The sequence below is a fragment of the Streptomyces soli genome (assembly GCF_003999195.1).
GTDB lineage: Bacteria > Actinomycetota > Actinomycetes > Streptomycetales > Streptomycetaceae > Actinacidiphila > Actinacidiphila soli.
In genome coordinates this window covers 72,647-89,513 of record NZ_RJVR01000309.1, presented here as the reverse complement: position 1 = coordinate 89,513, position 16,867 = coordinate 72,647, and the positions used below count along the sequence as shown (strand labels likewise).

The 16,867-nt window shown below is 70.5% G+C and carries 16 protein-coding genes; 8 read left to right on the top strand and 8 right to left on the bottom strand.

Annotation, left to right across the window (positions count from 1 at the left end):
• The coding region (locus EFK10_RS35395; RefSeq protein WP_164836278.1) for an ABC transporter ATP-binding protein at positions 1-1,105 on the bottom strand (1,105 nt) is incomplete at its 3' end.
• Between the two features lie 128 nt (positions 1,106-1,233).
• Here EFK10_RS35395 and EFK10_RS35390 point away from each other — a divergent pair.
• Together EFK10_RS35390 and EFK10_RS35385 are read left to right on the top strand one after the other, a co-directional pair.
• Complete coding sequence (locus EFK10_RS35390; protein ID WP_127359732.1) at positions 1,234-1,944, top strand: DedA family protein; 711 nt, start codon at positions 1,234-1,236, stop codon at positions 1,942-1,944.
• Positions 1,945-1,996: 52 nt separating this feature from the next.
• Positions 1,997-3,664 carry a threonine/serine exporter family protein gene (locus tag EFK10_RS35385; protein WP_240677666.1) on the top strand — a complete coding sequence of 556 codons (1,668 nt, stop codon included), beginning with the start codon at positions 1,997-1,999 and terminating at the stop codon, positions 3,662-3,664.
• A gap of 58 nt (positions 3,665-3,722) precedes the next feature.
• Here EFK10_RS35385 and EFK10_RS35380 read toward each other — a convergent pair whose 3' ends face one another.
• On the bottom strand, positions 3,723-4,217 hold the full coding sequence (locus tag EFK10_RS35380; protein ID WP_127359730.1) for an inorganic diphosphatase: 495 nt from the start codon (positions 4,215-4,217) through the stop codon (positions 3,723-3,725).
• A gap of 111 nt (positions 4,218-4,328) precedes the next feature.
• On the opposite strand from EFK10_RS35380, the gene dacB reads away from it, so the two are divergent.
• The 6 genes from dacB (at position 4,329) to folE (ending at position 11,753) form a co-directional block, all read left to right on the top strand.
• Complete coding sequence (dacB, locus tag EFK10_RS35375) at positions 4,329-5,744, top strand: D-alanyl-D-alanine carboxypeptidase/D-alanyl-D-alanine endopeptidase (RefSeq protein WP_240677665.1); 1,416 nt, start codon at positions 4,329-4,331, stop codon at positions 5,742-5,744.
• A 163-nt stretch (positions 5,745-5,907) separates the two neighbouring features.
• Positions 5,908-7,083, top strand: a complete 1,176-nt coding sequence (locus EFK10_RS35370) for a zinc-dependent metalloprotease (RefSeq protein WP_127359729.1) — start codon at positions 5,908-5,910, stop codon at positions 7,081-7,083.
• Positions 7,084-7,234: 151 nt separating this feature from the next.
• On the top strand, positions 7,235-8,221 hold the full coding sequence (tilS, locus tag EFK10_RS35365) for a tRNA lysidine(34) synthetase TilS (RefSeq protein ID WP_127359728.1): 987 nt from the start codon (positions 7,235-7,237) through the stop codon (positions 8,219-8,221).
• A 20-nt stretch (positions 8,222-8,241) separates the two neighbouring features.
• A complete protein-coding gene (hpt, locus tag EFK10_RS35360; RefSeq protein WP_407647217.1) occupies positions 8,242-8,796 on the top strand; it encodes a hypoxanthine phosphoribosyltransferase in 555 nt (184 codons plus the stop codon).
• A 218-nt stretch (positions 8,797-9,014) separates the two neighbouring features.
• Positions 9,015-11,051 carry an ATP-dependent zinc metalloprotease FtsH gene (gene ftsH, locus EFK10_RS35355; RefSeq protein WP_127359727.1) on the top strand — a complete coding sequence of 679 codons (2,037 nt, stop codon included), beginning with the start codon at positions 9,015-9,017 and terminating at the stop codon, positions 11,049-11,051.
• Between the two features lie 93 nt (positions 11,052-11,144).
• Positions 11,145-11,753 carry a GTP cyclohydrolase I FolE gene (gene folE, locus EFK10_RS35350; RefSeq protein WP_127359726.1) on the top strand — a complete coding sequence of 203 codons (609 nt, stop codon included), beginning with the start codon at positions 11,145-11,147 and terminating at the stop codon, positions 11,751-11,753.
• Between the two features lie 12 nt (positions 11,754-11,765).
• On the opposite strand, the gene EFK10_RS35345 is transcribed toward folE, so the two are convergent.
• From EFK10_RS35345 to EFK10_RS35320, 6 genes are all read right to left on the bottom strand, one after another.
• Complete coding sequence (locus EFK10_RS35345) at positions 11,766-12,257, bottom strand: DUF3180 domain-containing protein (protein ID WP_127359725.1); 492 nt, start codon at positions 12,255-12,257, stop codon at positions 11,766-11,768.
• A 67-nt stretch (positions 12,258-12,324) separates the two neighbouring features.
• Positions 12,325-12,915, bottom strand: a complete 591-nt coding sequence (folK, locus tag EFK10_RS35340; RefSeq protein WP_127359724.1) for a 2-amino-4-hydroxy-6-hydroxymethyldihydropteridine diphosphokinase — start codon at positions 12,913-12,915, stop codon at positions 12,325-12,327.
• Positions 12,912-13,271: a dihydroneopterin aldolase gene (gene folB / locus EFK10_RS35335; protein WP_127359723.1), complete on the bottom strand. Its 360-nt coding sequence runs from the start codon at positions 13,269-13,271 to the stop codon at positions 12,912-12,914. Before folB ends, folK begins: the two co-directional genes overlap by 4 nt.
• Positions 13,272-13,479: 208 nt before the next feature.
• On the bottom strand, positions 13,480-13,959 hold the full coding sequence (locus EFK10_RS35330) for a nuclear transport factor 2 family protein (RefSeq protein ID WP_127359722.1): 480 nt from the start codon (positions 13,957-13,959) through the stop codon (positions 13,480-13,482).
• On the bottom strand, positions 13,956-14,810 hold the full coding sequence (folP, locus tag EFK10_RS35325) for a dihydropteroate synthase (RefSeq protein ID WP_206305721.1): 855 nt from the start codon (positions 14,808-14,810) through the stop codon (positions 13,956-13,958). Before folP ends, EFK10_RS35330 begins: the two co-directional genes overlap by 4 nt.
• A 233-nt stretch (positions 14,811-15,043) precedes the next feature.
• Positions 15,044-16,729, bottom strand: a complete 1,686-nt coding sequence (locus EFK10_RS35320) for a phosphatidylglycerol lysyltransferase domain-containing protein (protein ID WP_127359741.1) — start codon at positions 16,727-16,729, stop codon at positions 15,044-15,046.
• Positions 16,730-16,867: the final 138 nt, after the last annotated feature.

Sequence of the window (16,867 nt, the reverse complement as noted above, 5' to 3'; positions counted from 1 at the left end):
CGCGCTGCACCAGCCGCCCGAAGCCGCCGGCGCCCGCTCGCCTGGCCGCCGTGCGCGCCGCACGCGAGGGCGCCGGCCTGGGTGCCTCCAGCTCGGGTACGACGGCCGGCCGCGAGCCGGTGTTGAGGTGCACCAGCGACTCGTGGCCCTGGTACTCCACATGTTCGACGATGCCGCTCAGCACCACCTCACCCGCGTGCGCGGAGCTCGGCTGTGCGATCCGTACGGCCTCCGAGCGCAGGCCGACGATGATCTGCCGGCCCTGCTGGATCCGCAGCAGCTGGTGGTCCTGGCTCAGCGGCTCCTGCAGCCCGAGCCGCTGCCGCCCGAAGTCGATCCAGATCCCGCCGCCGAGCGGGGCCAGCACGGTGGCCTGGAGGAGGTTGATGCGGGGCGTGCCGATGAAGGCGGCCACGAAGACGTTCTCGGGGAGGTGATACGCCTCCCGGGGGCTGCCGACCTGCTGGAGCACGCCGCTGCGCATGATCGCCACGCGGTCGCCCAGCGACATCGCCTCGGCCTGGTCGTGGGTCACGTAGACCGTAGTCACGCCCATCCCCCGGGTCAGGCGGGAGATCTCGGCCCGCAGATGCGAGCGCAGCTTCGCGTCGAGGTTCGACAGCGGCTCGTCCATCAGGAAGACGGACGGGTGCCGGGATATCGCCCGCCCCATTGCGACCCGCTGCCGCTCACCGCCCGACAGCTGCGCCGGATAGCGGTCGAGGATGTCCTCGATGCCGAGAGTGCGGGCCGTCTCGTCGACCCTGGGCCCGGAATCCTCGCCCGGCATCTCGAAGCGGAGCGGAAAGCCGATGTTCTGGCGGCTGGTCATGCTCGGGTAGAGGGCGAAGTTCTGGAAGACCATCGCCATGCGGCGGTCGCCGGGTGCCAGGTCGTTGGCGTACTCGCCGTCGAGCAGAAGTTCGCCGCTGGTGATCTCCTCCAGCCCGGCGATCATGCGCAGGACGGTCGACTTGCCGCAGCCGGACGGGCCGAGCAGCACCAGGAACTCACCGGGGTCGATGGCCAGTGAGAAGCGGTCCACGGCGCGGACGTTGCGGCCGTAGACCTTGGACACGTCGTGCAGTGCGATGGCGCGAGTCATGGGGTCCGCCGGAATCAGCTGTTACAGGTGACTTGCGGTGGTGCAGGGGGAATCGCTTGCGCCGAAGGTAGTGCACGGTTCCCGGACTGGGAACGGTTTGGTCAAGACACCGTTGATACTTTGTGCGAGTGACGAACCTCGCCCTGGGCCCGCAATGGCTCGACCCCGACTACCTCATCTCGTCGGCCGGCCTCATCGGCCTTCTGGTGGTCGTCTTCGCCGAGTCAGGTCTGCTCATCGGCTTCTTCCTCCCGGGTGACTCCCTCCTCTTCACCGGCGGCCTCCTCGTTGCCGGTGGCAAGCTGAACTGGCCGATCTGGGCGGTGGCCCTGATGGTGATCGTCGCGGCGATCGCCGGTGACCAGGTCGGCTACCTCTTCGGCCGGAAGGTCGGGCCCTCGCTCTTCCGGCGGCCGGACTCCAAGCTCTTCAAGCAGGAGAACATCGAGAAGGCGCACGAGTTCTTCGAGAGGTACGGCGGTAAGTCGATCGTCCTTGCGCGCTTCGTCCCCGTCATCCGGACCTTCACGCCGATCATCGCCGGCGTCAGCCGCATGAACTACCGCACCTTTGTCACCTACAACGTCATCGGCGGCACGCTATGGGGCGGCGGCGTCACCCTCCTCGGCTTCTGGCTCGGCAAGTTCGCCTTCGTCAACAAGCACATCGAGTTGATCCTCATCGGCGTGGTCGCCGTCTCGGTCGTGCCGATCGTCATCGAGTACCTGCGGGCCCGCGGCAAGGCCAAGAAGGCGCCCGCGGCAGGCCCCGACAACCACGGTCCCGCCCAGGGCCCCGTCCAGCGCGGAGGTGGCCGCCACCGGGCGAACCGCCGCTGAGGTCCCGAACTCCGCACCCCCCGTCGCGCATGCCGCACCGCGATCCGGCAAGGTGAGCGCAGTACGGCAAAGCGCAGCGAAGGGCACAGACGTGGTGGACGAGGGCAAGCCGGATTCGGACGAGGTCCGCTCCGAGTTCACGCCACCGCTGGGTGTGGACCTGCCGGCTGAGCCCGAGCCGGAGGGCTCCGCCTTCGCGCCGCCCAGCACGACGGGCACGTCTCCCAACACGCCTCCCGGCGCCCAGGCGCAGGCGTGGTTCCCCGCCTTCACCCCGCCCACCGGCATACCGGTCGTCAGCCTGTCCAAGGAGACGCCCTGGCCGGACCGAATGCGGGCGATGCTGCGGATGTCGGTCACCGACCGGCCCGCGCCGGAGCAGGCCGCCGAGCGCTCCGAGGCGGGGCCGCCGGTGCCGCGCGTGCTGGACCTGACCCTGAGGATCGGGGAGCTGCTGCTGGCGGGCGGCGAGGGCGCGGAGGACGTGGAGGCCGCGATGCTGGGCGTGGCGCACGCCTACGGGCTGGCCCGGGTCGAGCCGACGGTGACCTTCACGCTGCTGGGGATCTCGTACCAGCCATCCCTCATCGACCCGCCGGTCACCGCGAACCGGACCGTACGCCGCCGGGGCACCGACTACACCCGCCTCGCCGCCGTCTTCCGGCTCGTGGACGACATCACCACCTCCGAGCTGACCCTTGAGGACGCCTACCGCCGCCTTGCCGAGATCCGCCGCAACCGCCACCCGTACCCGGGCTGGCTGCTGACCGCGTCCGCCGGGCTGCTGGCCGGCGCGGCGAGCATGCTGGTGGGCGGTGGCGGCCCGCTGGTCTTCCTGATCGCGGCGATCGGCGCGATGCTCGGCGACCGGCTGGCCTGGCTGTGCGCGGGACGCGGGCTGCCGGAGTTCTACCAGTTCACCGCCGCCGCGATGCCGGCGGCCGTCTTCGGGGTCCTGGTGGACCGCTTCGGCCACTACCTCCCCGGCACGTCCACCATCCAGGCCTCCGCGGTGATCACCGGTGGCCTCTTCGCCCTCATCCCGGGCCGAGCGCTGGTCGCCGCCGTCCAGGACGGGCTGACCGGCTTCTACATCACCGCCTCGGCCCGGCTGTTGGAGGTCATGTACCTCTTCACCGGCATCGTCGTCGGCGTCACCCTCGTCCTGTACGCGGGCGTCAGCCTCGGCGCCGTACTCGACCCGCAGCAGTCGCTGAGTACGTACGAGAACGCCCCTGTGCAGCTGGTCGCGGCCATGGCGCTCAGTCTTGCCTTCGCGGTGCTGCTGCAGTGCGAGCGCGAGGTGCTACCGCTCGCCACCCTCAACGGCGGCGTGGCCTGGACCGTCTACGGCGTGCTGCACCAGGACGTCGGCATGTCCCCGGTCGCCGCGACCGCCGTCGCGGCGGGCCTGGTCGGCCTGTTCGGGCAGTTGCTCTCGCGGCACCGGCACGCCTCCGCGCTGCCGTACGTCACCGCCGCCATCGGCCCGCTGCTGCCCGGCTCGGCGACGTACTTCGGCCTCCTCGGCCTCACGCAGGGCCACCTGAGCCAGGGCGCGGCCTCGCTCACGAAGGCGGCGGCGCTGGCGCTCGCGGTGGCGATCGGGGTCAACCTAGGTGGCGAGATCGCCCGGATGTTCCTCAAGGTGCCGGGTCCGGTGCCGGCCACGTCCGACCCGGCGCGACGCCGCGCGGCAAAGCGCACGCGCGGCTTCTGACACGTGTGCGGGCGGCACCCCGCGCGGGGCGCCGCCCGCAGAACGCGCGGACCAGGTGTCAGTGCGCCTGGCCGGACTCCTTGAGGCGCTTGTAGGAGGCGTCGATCTCGGCCTCCGCCTCGATCCGGCCGACCCAGTTGGCGCCCTCGACGGACTTGCCGGGCTCCAGGTCCTTGTAGACCTCGAAGAAGTGCTGGATCTCCAGCCGGTCGAACTCGCTCACGTGGTGAATATCACGCAGGTGCTCCACGCGCGGGTCGGACGCCGGGACGCACAGCAGCTTGTCGTCGCCGCCGGCCTCGTCCGTCATCCGGAACATACCGATGGCGCGGCACTTGATGAGGCAGCCGGGGAAGGTCGGCTCGTCCAGGATGACCAGGGCGTCGAGCGGGTCGCCGTCCTCGCCGAGGGTGTTCTCCACGAAGCCGTAGTCGGCCGGGTAGCTGGTCGAAGTGAAGAGCCGGCGGTCCAGGCGGATACGACCGGTCTCGTGGTCCACCTCGTACTTGTTCCGGGAACCCTTCGGGATCTCGATCGTGACGTCGAACTCCAAGACTCCACTCCTCCATGATCAGCACATACTTCTGGTGATTAAGTGTCTCCCACGCAACTGTGTGATCGCGAAAGGGGCTGGTCCGGGGTGCCGCTCACCAGGAATTGGCAGGTGACGGCGGTGTCCGCCGGGGTCGGCCTCGCAGTGGCGCTCGTGGCGGTGGCCGCGTCGGGCCCGTGGGAGTCAGGTCAGCGTACGGCCGAACGGGCGATTGCCGCCTCCCGGGACGCGTCGTCGCAGGCCTCGCAGCGCAGTGCCTCCAAGGTGCCGGAGGCCGCCACGGCGCCCCTGGCCTCCGACGTCCTCACCGCCGCGTCCGGCTCCTCCGGCGTCCCCCTCCCCACCCGGGCGGGCCTGGCCGACACCCTCGCCCCGCTGCTCGACGCGGACGGGCTCGGCCCGGTCCGTACGGCCGCGGTCATCGACGCCACCACGGGGCGTACGGTCTACGGCTACGACGCCGCCAGGGCCGGGACCCCCGCCTCCACCACGAAGATCGCGACCGCTGTCGCCGCCCTGTCGCTGCTCGGCCCCGACCACACCTTCACCACCAGCGTCGTCGCCGCCCGCGACGGCGGCCGCATCACCCTCGTCGGCGGCGGCGACCCCACGCTCACCGCCCGCGCCCAGGCCGGTGGCGGCTACGACGCGGCGTCCCTGCGGACGCTGGCCGACGACACGGCCCGCGCGCTGCTCACGAAGGGCGAGACGACGGTCCGGCTCTCGTACGACACCTCGCTCTACAGCGGCCCCTCCGTCCATCCGATCGGCCACAACGACAACCTCGCCCCCGTCACCGCCCTGATGGCCGACGAGGGCCGTGCCGACGGCTCCACGTACCAGGGCCCGGCGGCCCGCTCCTGGGACCCCGCGCAGTCGGCGGCGAACTCCTTCGCGGCCCTGCTGGAGGGCCGGGGAATCAAGGTCACCGGCACCCCGTCCGCCGCGAAGGCCTCCGGCGGCGAGCTGGCGGAGGTGCAGTCCGTACCGCTGTCCGACCTGGTCGAGCGCATGCTCACCAACAGCGACAACGACATCGCCGAGGCCCTCGCACGCCAGGCCGCCATCGCCTCCGGCCGACCCGCCTCCTTCTCCGGCGGGGCCCAGGCCATCGCTGCCACCCTCAAGCACCTCGGCGTCGACCTCACCGGCGCCCGGTTCACCGACGGCAGCGGCCTCAACCACCGCGACGCCCTCTCCGCCCAGCAACTCGCCGGCCTCCTCGTCCTCGCCGGCTCCTCCCACCACCCCGAGCTCCGCCCCGTCCTCACCGGCCTCCCGGTCGCCGCCTTCTCCGGCTCCCTGCGCAACCGTTTCTCCGCCGGCGTCCGCCGCGTCGGCGCCGGCTTCGTCCGCGCCAAGACCGGCACCCTCACCGGCGTCAACGCCCTCGCCGGCACCGTCGTCGACGCCGACGGCCGCCTCCTGACCTTCGCCTTCCTCACCTCCGGCACCACCGACCCGACCGCCGCCGTCTCCTCCCTGGACCGCCTCGCCGCGGCCGTCGCGAACTGTGGCTGCCGCTGAGGGGTCAAATTCAGCCCGTCCGACGTTTGAGGACTGGGGACACTCTCCCCCAGACTCCGTCTGGGGGGACCCCCACCAGCCTTCGGCCGGGGGGACCCCGGTTTCGGGAAGGGGCGGGGTGGGGGAACTCCCGTGCGGGGGACGCAGCACGTACGGTGAAGGAATGAGCATCGGTGGTGCGGAGATGGTCGACTGGAACCTCGCGGTGGCGACCGCGACCCGATTCGTGCGGCCCGGACCAGAGGTGTCCAGGGACGAGGCCAGGGAAGTCGTCGCGGAGCTGCGGCGACATGCCAAGTCCTCGGAGGCGCACGTCCGTTCGTTCACGCGTATGTTCGACGAGGGGGACGGGCCCGATCAGAACGGCACGCCCGTCCTGATCGTGGACCGCCCCGGCTGGATCAAGGCGAACGTGGCCGGCTTCCGGGAAGTCCTCAAGCCCCTGCTCGGCAAGATGGAGGCCCGCCGCCCGGGCGGCCCCGGCGGAGCGGTGCTGGGCACGGTCGGCGGCAAGGTGACCGGCGTGGAGGTCGGGATGCTGCTGAGCTTCCTGTCCTCCCGCGTGCTCGGCCAGTACGAGACCTTCGCCCCCGCGACCCGCGACATGCCCGCTGGCCCGGCCGCCCCCACCCCGGGGGAGCGGAAGGCCGGCCGCCTGCTGCTCGTGGCGCCGAACATCGTCCACGTGGAACGCGAACTCGAGGTCAACCCGCACGACTTCCGCCTCTGGGTGTGCCTCCATGAGGAGACGCACCGGACGCAGTTCACGGCCGTGCCCTGGCTGCGCGACCACATCGAGTCGGAGATTCAGGACTTCCTGGCCGAGACCGAGATCGACCCCTCCGCCCTCATCGAGCGGGTCCGCGAGGCCTTCCAGTCCTTCGCCACCGGCGGCCGCGCGGACAACGACGAGGCGGCCGTCGATGCCGACGAGGCCGGCGACCGCAGCCTCATCAACCTCGTCCAGACCCCGAACCAGCGAGAGATTCTGGGCCGGCTCACCGCCGTGATGTCCCTGCTCGAAGGCCACGCCGACTACGTGATGGACGGCGTCGGCCCCGAGGTCGTCCCGTCGGTCGCCGAGATCAGGGAGAAGTTCCAGCAGCGCAGGCAGAGCGGGGCCGGCCGGCTGGACCTGGCGCTGCGCAAGCTGCTCGGGCTGGACGCGAAGCTGCGCCAGTACCGGGACGGGGAGCGGTTCGTACGGGCCGTGGTGGAGCAGGTGGGCATGGACGGCTTCAACCGGATCTGGACGTCGCCGAACACACTCCCGACCAAAGCGGAGATCGCCAAACCCGCGGAGTGGGTGGCGCGGGTGCACCGGCGTAGCGAAACGTGACGAAGGGGGCAGGCGACGCCCCCCGGTTCACCCGTCCGAGGGACCGTGACCGCAGGCCATGGCGTGCGATGCTCGGGTATTGCCCGACTTCTGTCACCATCTAGCTACCCTGCGTCATCAGCCCCACAGCCTCCCTAGGAGGGAACCGGACATGGGTCCCCACCCCGCGGTCGCAGCGATACGCCTGGCGGTCCGCCGCGTACTCCACGACGTGCTGAACGACAACCCGGGCGGCAGTCCGGTCGTGCTCGCCGCCTGCAGCGGCGGAGCCGACTCGATGGCCCTCGCCACCGCCCTCGCCTTCGAATCCCCCAAGCTCGGCATCCGTGCCGGAGCCGTCACCGTCGACCACGGCCTTCAGCCCGGTTCCGACACCCGGGCGCGGGACGTCGCCGCGCGCCTGCGCGACCTCGGCCTCGACCCCGTGGACGCCATCGGTGTCACCGTCGGCCGCCAGGGAGGACCCGAGGCGGCCGCCAGGGACGCGCGGTACGCCGCGCTGGACGGGGCCGCCCGGGACCGCGGGGCGGCCGCTGTGCTGCTCGGGCACACCCGGGACGACCAAGCGGAAACCGTCCTGCTGGGTCTGGCCAGGGGTTCCGGTACGCGCTCGCTGTCCGGGATGCCCGCCGTGAACGGCCGCTACCGCCGCCCGTTCCTCCTCCTCGACCGCGACACGGTCCGTAAGGCCTGCCTCGTCCAGGGCATCGACGTGTGGGAGGACCCGCACAACCACGACCCGGCCTACACCCGCTCCCGGGTCCGCCACGAGGCCCTGCCGGTGCTGGAGAAGTCCCTCGGCAAAGGTGTGATCGAGGCCCTGGCCCGTACCGCCCAGCTCTCCCGTGACGACGCCGACGCCCTGGACCAGTGGGCCGCCTCCGCCGAGCGTGACGCATCAGACAGTGACGGCGGTCTCGCGGCCGTCCGGCTGCTCGATCTGCCGCCCGCCGTACGCCGCCGTGTCCTGCGCCGGGCGGCCATCGCCGCCGGTTCTCCGGCCGGCTCGCTCTTCGCCCGCCACATCGAGGAGACCGACCGCCTGGTCACCGACTGGCGAGGCCAGAAGCCCCTCAACCTCCCCGGCGGCATCGTCGCCGGTCGCCGCAATGGCAGACTGTTCTTCTCGCCGTCGTAGACCTTGAGGAAGTACCACAGGTGAACGAGAAGGACATGGGCGCCGACCTCGAGAAGGTGCTCATCACCAAACCCGAGATCGACGCCAAGCTGGCCGAACTCGCAGCCCAGATCGACAAGGACTACGAGGGCCGGGACCTGCTGATCGTCGGCGTGCTCAAGGGCGCGGTGATGGTCATGGCGGACCTGGCGCGGGCCCTTTCCAGCAACGTCACGATGGACTGGATGGCGGTGTCCTCGTACGGGGCCGGCACCAAGTCCTCCGGCGTCGTACGGATCCTCAAGGACCTGGACACCGACATCGCGGGCCGCGACGTCCTCATCGTCGAGGACATCATCGACTCGGGTCTGACGCTGTCCTGGCTGATCAGCAACCTCGGCTCGCGCCGCCCCGCCTCGCTGGAGGTCTGCACCCTGCTGCGCAAGCCGGAGGCGGCCAAGGTCAAGATCGATGTGAAGTACACCGGCTTCGACATCCCCAACGAGTTCGTGGTCGGCTACGGCCTGGACTTCGCCGAGAAGTACCGCAATCTTCCCTTCGTCGGGACCCTCGCGCCGCACGTTTACGGCGGCTGAGGACCGGCTGGGGACCGGCCGAGGGGCCCTGGGGAACCTCTCCCCGTTTTCCCGCGTTGGAGTCTCGGAACCAAGGTTTGTTAACGGTCTCCGGCGACTTCGGGTGACAATGCTGGGGTACCGTCCGAAGGTCGGGTCAAACACCGGATGCACAGCGGCCAGCCGGCCGGGGTGCCTCACTGTGGCAGGAGGGACGGGGCTTAAGCCGCCCCGCATGGATGGACGTCAAGCGCTATTTCCGTGGGCCAGTGATGTGGATCGTGCTGGCTGTCCTCGCCGTGGTCGTATTGATGCAGGTCGTCGGGTCGTCCGGCGGCTACAAGACGGTTGACACCGGCCAGGCCATTGAGGCGATCAACAGCAACCAGGCGAAGTCGGCCGAACTGACGACCGGCGACGAGACTACGATCAAGGTCGAGCTCAAGCCCGGTGCCAAGGTCGGAGGCAAGGACCTCGGCACCAAGATCAAGGCGAGCTACATCGGCACCCAGGGTGTCGATGTGGCCAAGATTCTGCAGTCCAAGGTCGATGACCAGAACGCGAACACGCTGCCCAACGGGTACACCGTGTCGCCGCAGTCGCAGAATGCGTTCGTCAGCATCCTGCTCTCGCTGCTGCCCTTCGTGCTCATCGTGGTCGTCTTCCTGTTCCTGATGAATCAGATGCAGGGCGGCGGCTCCCGGGTCATGAACTTCGGGAAGTCCAAGGCCAAGCTGATCACCAAGGACACCCCGAAGACCACCTTCGCGGATGTCGCGGGCTCGGACGAGGCCGTCGAGGAGCTCCAGGAGATCAAGGAGTTCCTCCAGGAGCCCGCCAAGTTCCAGGCCGTCGGCGCCAAGATCCCCAAGGGTGTGCTGCTCTACGGCCCGCCCGGAACGGGCAAGACGCTGCTCGCCCGCGCTGTCGCGGGTGAGGCGGGCGTGCCGTTCTACTCGATCTCCGGCTCCGACTTCGTCGAGATGTTCGTGGGTGTCGGCGCCTCGCGTGTCCGTGACCTGTTCGAGCAGGCCAAGGCCAACGCCCCGGCCATCGTCTTCGTCGACGAGATCGACGCCGTCGGCCGGCACCGCGGTGCGGGTCTCGGCGGTGGCCACGACGAGCGCGAGCAGACGCTGAACCAGCTGCTCGTCGAGATGGACGGCTTCGACGTGAAGGGCGGCGTCATCCTGATCGCCGCCACCAACCGGCCGGACATCCTGGACCCGGCGCTGCTGCGCCCGGGCCGCTTCGACCGCCAGATCGCCGTGGACCGCCCGGACCTCCAGGGCCGCCTGGAGATCCTCCAGGTCCACCAGAAGGGCAAGCCGGTCGCTCCGGACGTCGACCTCCGTGCCGTCGCCCGCCGCACCCCCGGCTTCACCGGTGCCGACTTGGCCAACGTGCTCAACGAGGCCGCGCTGCTCACCGCCCGCAGCGACAAGAAGCTGCTCGACAACCACACGCTGGACGAGGCGATCGACCGTGTCGTGGCCGGCCCGCAGAAGCGGACTCGGATCATGTCCGAGAAGGAGAAGAAGATCACCGCGTACCACGAGGGCGGACACGCCCTGGTCGCGGCGGCTTCTCCGAACAGCGACCCGGTGCACAAGGTCACGATCCTGTCCCGTGGACGGGCTCTGGGCTACACCATGGTTCTGCCGGACGAGGACAAGTACTCGACCACCCGCAACGAGATGCTCGACCAGCTCGCGTACATGCTGGGCGGGCGCGCGGCCGAGGAACTGGTCTTCCACGACCCGACCACGGGCGCTGCGAACGACATCGAGAAGGCGACCGCCACCGCCCGTGCCATGGTCACCCAGTACGGCATGACCGAGCGGCTAGGCGCGATCAAGTTCGGGACGAGCGACTCCGAGCCGTTCCTCGGACGTGAGATGGCTCACCAGCGCGACTACTCGGAAGAGGTCGCCGGGCTGGTGGACGAAGAGGTCAAGAAGCTCATCGAGACCGCGCACAACGAGGCGTGGGAGATCCTGGTCGAGAACCGCGACGTCCTCGACAGCCTTGTCATGGCCCTCCTCGAGAAGGAGACCCTGAACAAGGAGCAGATCGCCGAGATCTTCAAGCCGATCGTCAAGCGCCCGCCGCGTCCGGCCTGGACCGGTTCCTCGCGCCGTACGCCTTCCACCCGCCCTCCGGTGCTCTCCCCCAAGGAGCTCACCCTCACCAACGGCGCCCAGTCCGCGAACGGGGCCACGTCGCTGAGCAAGCCGCCCGTCGACACGGCGGAGCTGCCTGAGGACGACCACTAGGTCATAGCGGAATGCAAGCCGCGCCCCCAAGGTTTTGTAGCCTTGGGGGCGCGGCTTTCCGCTGTTGCCGTACGGACGAGGAACGAGGGCACCATGACCGACCCGATCACGACGGTGGACGGCTTCGGCCGCGTCGGAGACTTCGACGAGAAGCGGGCCGAGAACGCCGTGCGCGAGCTTCTCATCGCCGTTGGCGAGGACCCCGACCGCGAGGGGCTCCGGGACACCCCGGCGCGCGTGGCACGGGCGTACAGGGAGATATTCGCCGGGCTGTGGCAGGAACCGGAGGACGTCCTGACGACGACCTTCGACCTGGGTCATGACGAGATGGTGCTGGTCAAGGACATCGAGGTGATGAGCTCCTGCGAGCATCACCTGGTGCCGTTCGTGGGATCCGCGCACGTCGGGTACATCCCGTCGACCGAGGGCAAGATCACCGGTCTGTCGAAGCTCGCCCGCCTCGTGGACGTGTACGCCCGCCGCCCGCAGGTCCAGGAGCGGCTGACCACGCAGATCGCCGACTCGCTGATGCGGATTCTGGAGCCGCGCGGGGTGATCGTCGTCGTCGAGTGCGAGCACATGTGCATGACCATGCGCGGGGTGCGCAAGCCGGGCGCCAAGACCATCACCTCGGCGGTGCGCGGTCAGCTGCGCGACCCGGCGACGCGGGCCGAGGCCATGAGCCTGATCATGGCCCGCTGATCTACGGCTGATTTACGGGGTCGTGCCCGCCGTGCTGCGGTTCTCGTCCTCGTCCTCCGGGAGCTTGCAGATGCGCTCCAGCAGGATCGCTGCGGCGACCACGGCGATCCCCGCCAGGACGGCGGCGCCGGAGTAGATCGCCTGGTCGCGGCGGGGCGGGTTGTCCAGCTCGTACATGAGCAGGAAGACGGCCGTGCCGCCGTACATCCCGGCGACGAGCGAGGCGACCAGCGCGCTGGCCTGGCCGAAGACCACCGCCCGGGCGGCGAGCAGCGGGTCGACGCCCTTGGCGCCGGGCCGCCGCTCGCGCTGGGCACGCAGCCGGGAGCGGATGGACAGGGCGGTGGCGGCCAGTACGGCGGCGATCAGCCCCAGCACGATGGGCGCGGCCACCGGAACGCTGGGCAGGGTGCCGAAGGAGTTCCAGAGCTTGGCTCCGGCCCACGAGAGCACCCCGGCCACGGCGAACAGCCCGACCAGTGTCCTGATGCGCAGCTGCTTCACCGAGTACTCGCCCTCCGCCGTGGTCCGACCACGATTGTCCCGTGGTCCGTAACGATCGTCGTAACGATTATTCAGGCAGTCGGAGTTCCACGTCCGCACGCGCTTGAACCGAGTCGCGGCCGACGGTGGCGAGCAGCTGCCCGACCGCCCCCACACCCGGCAGTTCGGCGCCCGGATCGATGTCATGCCACGGCGCGAGCACGAAGGCGCGCTGGTGGGCCCTGGGGTGCGGGAGGATGAGCTCCGGGTCGTCCGAGACGACGTCCTGGTACGCGACGATGTCGACGTCGATCGTGCGGGCGGCCCAGCGCTCGGTACGCCTGCGGGCGTACGCGTCCTCGATGGCGCGGCCGCGCTCCAGGAGCGAGGACGGCGGCAGGGTGGTCTTCACCACGACCACCACATTGAAGTAGTTCGGCTGGCTGCCGGGCTCGACGCCCCACGGCTCGGTCTCGTAGACCGGGGAGATCTTCTTGACCCGGACGCCCGGGGTGTCCTCGAGGGCGTCGATGGCGCCCTGGAGGGTCTCCGCTCGGTTGCCGAGGTTGGAGCCGAGCGAGAGCACGGCGACTTTGGGATTCTGCAGGGTGGTGTCGGCGGCGTCGACCTGTGCGACGACGAAGGCCGGTACCGGCTGCACGGTGGGGTCGTAGCTCACGGGCGCCTCCGGGTGATGCTGATGGTCACGTCGTCGAAAGGAACGGTGATCGGGGCGTCCGGCTTGTGCACGGTCACCTCGACCTCCTCGACCAGGTCGTGCTTGAGGACCTGGTCGGCGATGCGCTGGGCGAGGGTCTCGATGAGGTCGACCGGCTCGCCGCGCACGACGTCGACGACCTCCTCGGCCACGACGCCATAATGCACCGTCTTGGTGAGGTCGTCGGAGGCGGCGGCGGGAGCGGTGTCCAGGCCGAGCACGAGGTCCACGACGAAGGTCTGGCCCTCCTCGCGCTCCTTGGGGAACACGCCGTGGTGTCCGCGCGCCTTCAGGCCGCGCAGCGCGACACGATCCACGAAATCACTCCAGCAGTCGTCAGGTCGTCGGACAAAAGGGCACCGACCACCCACGTGGCCGCACCGCCCTTACTCGAATCTACCTGCGACCGCCGACAGCACTAGCCGTCGAAGTGGCCGGAGGCAGCCGCCCCGCCCTTACCCCGGGGTGCCCGAAGGTACTCCTGGCTTGCCCGCAACTTGGCTCGAACGAGTGGCCAACAGCCCTTCAGGCTGACCCTTCTCCGAGTTCGTCCTCGTCCTCGTCGACCCCGTCGGCCATCACCGGGGAGCCGTGGTGGACCCACAGCCGCCAGCCGGCAGGTGTGCGACGAAACACATTCGTGGCCACGACGAGACCGCCCACGAGCGACCCCATCCCGCTCTCGCCGTCCTCGTCGGCGGGACCGCCGGTGAGGATGTTCTCGGTGCAGGTCACCAGGGCGGTGTCGCCGTCGACCGCCACTTCCACGTCGGTGAGGAAGAACTGGATGTACTCGGTGTTCGCCATGATCAGGGCGTACGAACGCATCACCTCGCGGCGTCCGCGCAGCACCGGCCACCCGGGGTGCACCACGGACACGGTTTCCGCGAGCGGGCCGGTCAGCACCAGCTCCTCCAGCCCGTCCAGGTCGGAGCGCTCCACGGCGTCGTAGAACGCCTGATTGGCCTCCTCGACCTGCGCTGCCTCCGCGGTGCGTGGCGTCATACGGCTCCCTCGATCGCGCGGGCCACCCGGACCGCGTCCGCACTGTCATGCACCTCGTGCACGCGTACCGCCCAGGCGCCCTCGCGGGCCGCGATCGCCGTCACGGCCGCCGTCGCCGCGTCCCGCTCCCTTGCGGGTGGGGGATCGCCGCCCTCGCCGGCCAGCACGCGGCCCAGGAAACGCTTCCGGGAGGCCGCGACGAGTACCGGGCGGCCCAGCGCGCGGAGCTCCGCGAGGTGGGCGATCAGGGTGAGGTCGTGCTCGGCGTTCTTGGCGAAGCCCAGTCCCGGGTCCAGGACGATCCGGGCCGGGTCGATGCCGCCGGCGACCGCGCGGTCGAGGCTCTGGCGCAGCTCGGTGACCACTTCGGGGACCACGTCCGTGTAGACGGCCCGGTTGTTCATGTCGATGCTCTGGCCGCGCCAGTGCATCACGACGAACGGCGCCCCCGCGGCAGCCACGACCGCGATCATCGCCGGGTCCGCCCCGCCGCCGCTCACGTCGTTCACCAGCACCGCGCCCGCGCTCACCGCCTGTTCGGCGACCCGCGCCCGCATCGTGTCCACGCTCACCACGGCGCCGGCCGCGGCCAGCTCCCGTACGACCGGAATCACCCGGCGCAGCTCTTCCGCCTCATCGACGCGCTGCGCCCCGGGGCGGGTCGACTCGCCGCCCACGTCCACGAGGTCCGCGCCCGCGGCCACCAGGTCCAGGCCGCGCTTCACGGCTGCGCCGGTGTCGAACCACCGCCCGCCGTCCGAGAACGAGTCCGGCGTCACATTCACCACGCCCATCACCGCGCACCGGTCCCACTCCGGCAGCCCGTCCACCCGACCTCGCAACGTACCCATGCGTCCAGCGTAGGGGTTGCCCGATGCCCCGCCGCGCCTGCGGCGGGGCATCGGGCAACCCAGCCCGTCCGGCGTTTGAGGACCGGGGGTCTGGGGGCGGCGCCCCCAGCGGGGTCCAGGGGTGGGGGAGAGCCCGTGGTTTCGGGAAGGGGCGGGGTGGGGGAAAGCCTCCTGGCCATCGGCCCGCACCGGACCGACCACCCCAGCCCGGGGGCGGCGTCCCCCGTTCGTGCTCAGCTGCGGTGGCGGGGCCAGAGGGGGAGGGAGAGGGTGACGAAGCCTTCGGCTTGCATGGCGGCGAAGCCGATGCGGGGGAGTTCGCCGGTGGCGCGGAAGACGACGAAGCGGGGCACCCATTGGGGTTGGAATTTGGCGTTGAACTTGTAGAGGGACTCGATCTGGAACCAGCGGGACAGGAAGACAAGGACGCCGCGCCAGCCGCGCAGCACCGGCCCGGCGCCGATGCGCTCGCCGCGGGCGAGGGCCGCGCGGAACATGGCGAAGTTGAGGGAGACGCGCTCGATGCCCATCTCGGGGCCGGACTGGAGCGCGGCGACGATGAGGAGTTCGTTGAGCCCGGGGTCGGCGGCGCGGTCGCGGCGCATCAGTTCGAGGGACATGCCGTCCGTGCCCCAGGGCACGTAGTGCTGGATGGCGCGTAGCGCGCCGTCCGCGTCGTGGGCGGTGGCCACGACGCAGTCGTCGTCGGCGCGGTCGCCGAAGCGGCCGAGGGCCATGGAGAAGCCGCGCTCGGTCTCGGTGCCGCGCCAGGCGTCGGAGGCGCGGCGGATGAGGGCGCGCTCGTCGTCGCCGAGCTCGGCGACGCGCCGCACGCGGCACTCGTAGCCGGCGCGCTCGATGCGTTTGACCATCTGCCGTACGTTGCGCATGGCGCGGCCGGAGAGGGTGAAGGCGGCGGTTTCCACGATCGCCTCGTCGCCGAGCTCGAGCGCGTCGAGGCCGGTCTCGCGGGTCCAGACCTCGCCGCCGGTCTCGCTGCAGCCCATGACGGCGGGGATCCAGGCGTGGGCGCGTGCCTCGGCCATGAAGCGTTCGATGGCGCCGGGCCAGGCCTCGACGTCGCCGATGGGGTCGCCGCTGGCGAGCATGACGCCGCTGACGACGCGGTAGCAGACGGCCGCTTTGCCGCTCGGGGAGAAGACGACGCTCTTGTCGCGGCGCAGTGCGAAGTGCCCGAGGGAGTCGCGGGCGCCGTGCGCGGCGAGGAGGGCGCGCAGCCGGGCCTCGTCGTCCGGGGTGAGCTCGGCAATGGGCTTGGCGGGCCGCAATGCCAGGTAGGCGGTGGTGAACGCGGTCAGGAAGCCGAGGCCGGCCAGGGTGTAGCCGACGACGTCCGTTGCCTGGTCGGTGGCGTACGAGACGGGGCCCTGGAAGCCGAAGACGCCGTACAGCACCTCCTGGAGCCGCGCGCCCCAGTCGGGGTCGCCCATGACGGACTCGGGGTGGGCGCTGACGATGACCAGGCCCAGCGCGAGGCTGAGCGCGCTGAGCCCGAGGAAGGCGGCGAGGCCCCGCCACCGGGTCCGGGGATCGGCCTTGGCGGTGAACTGCTCGCGATAGACGACCAGCAGCCCCAGCAGACCCAGGGCGATGGCAGCCCCACCAAAGGAGTGCCGGTGCACCATCGCCGCGCCCGCGCTGACCGGAAGCAGTACGACAGTCGCCCGCCAGGCGCGCCGCTTGCCGCGCTTGAGGGCGTGCGCCAGCAGCAGCATCAGGATGCCGGTGACGACGGACGTGGCCGCCGCCAACGAGGTGACGGCGCCCGGGAAGACGCCCGCCATGACGTGCATACGGCTGTGCCGGAAACGGGGGAAGACACCTGCCGCGACATCGATCAGGCCCACCAGGGCGCATGCGGTGCCGATGACCTTCGGTACGGCGGAGGGGCGGATCAGTCGGCGCGGCGGCCGGCCCGTCTCCCGTGACTGTACGGCGACGGAGTCAGCGCGATCAGCGGACACTTGCACTACCAATCGATACGAATATGGTGCGCCCTCTACGAGGGGATTTCGGGCCTGCGGGTTCCAGTATTC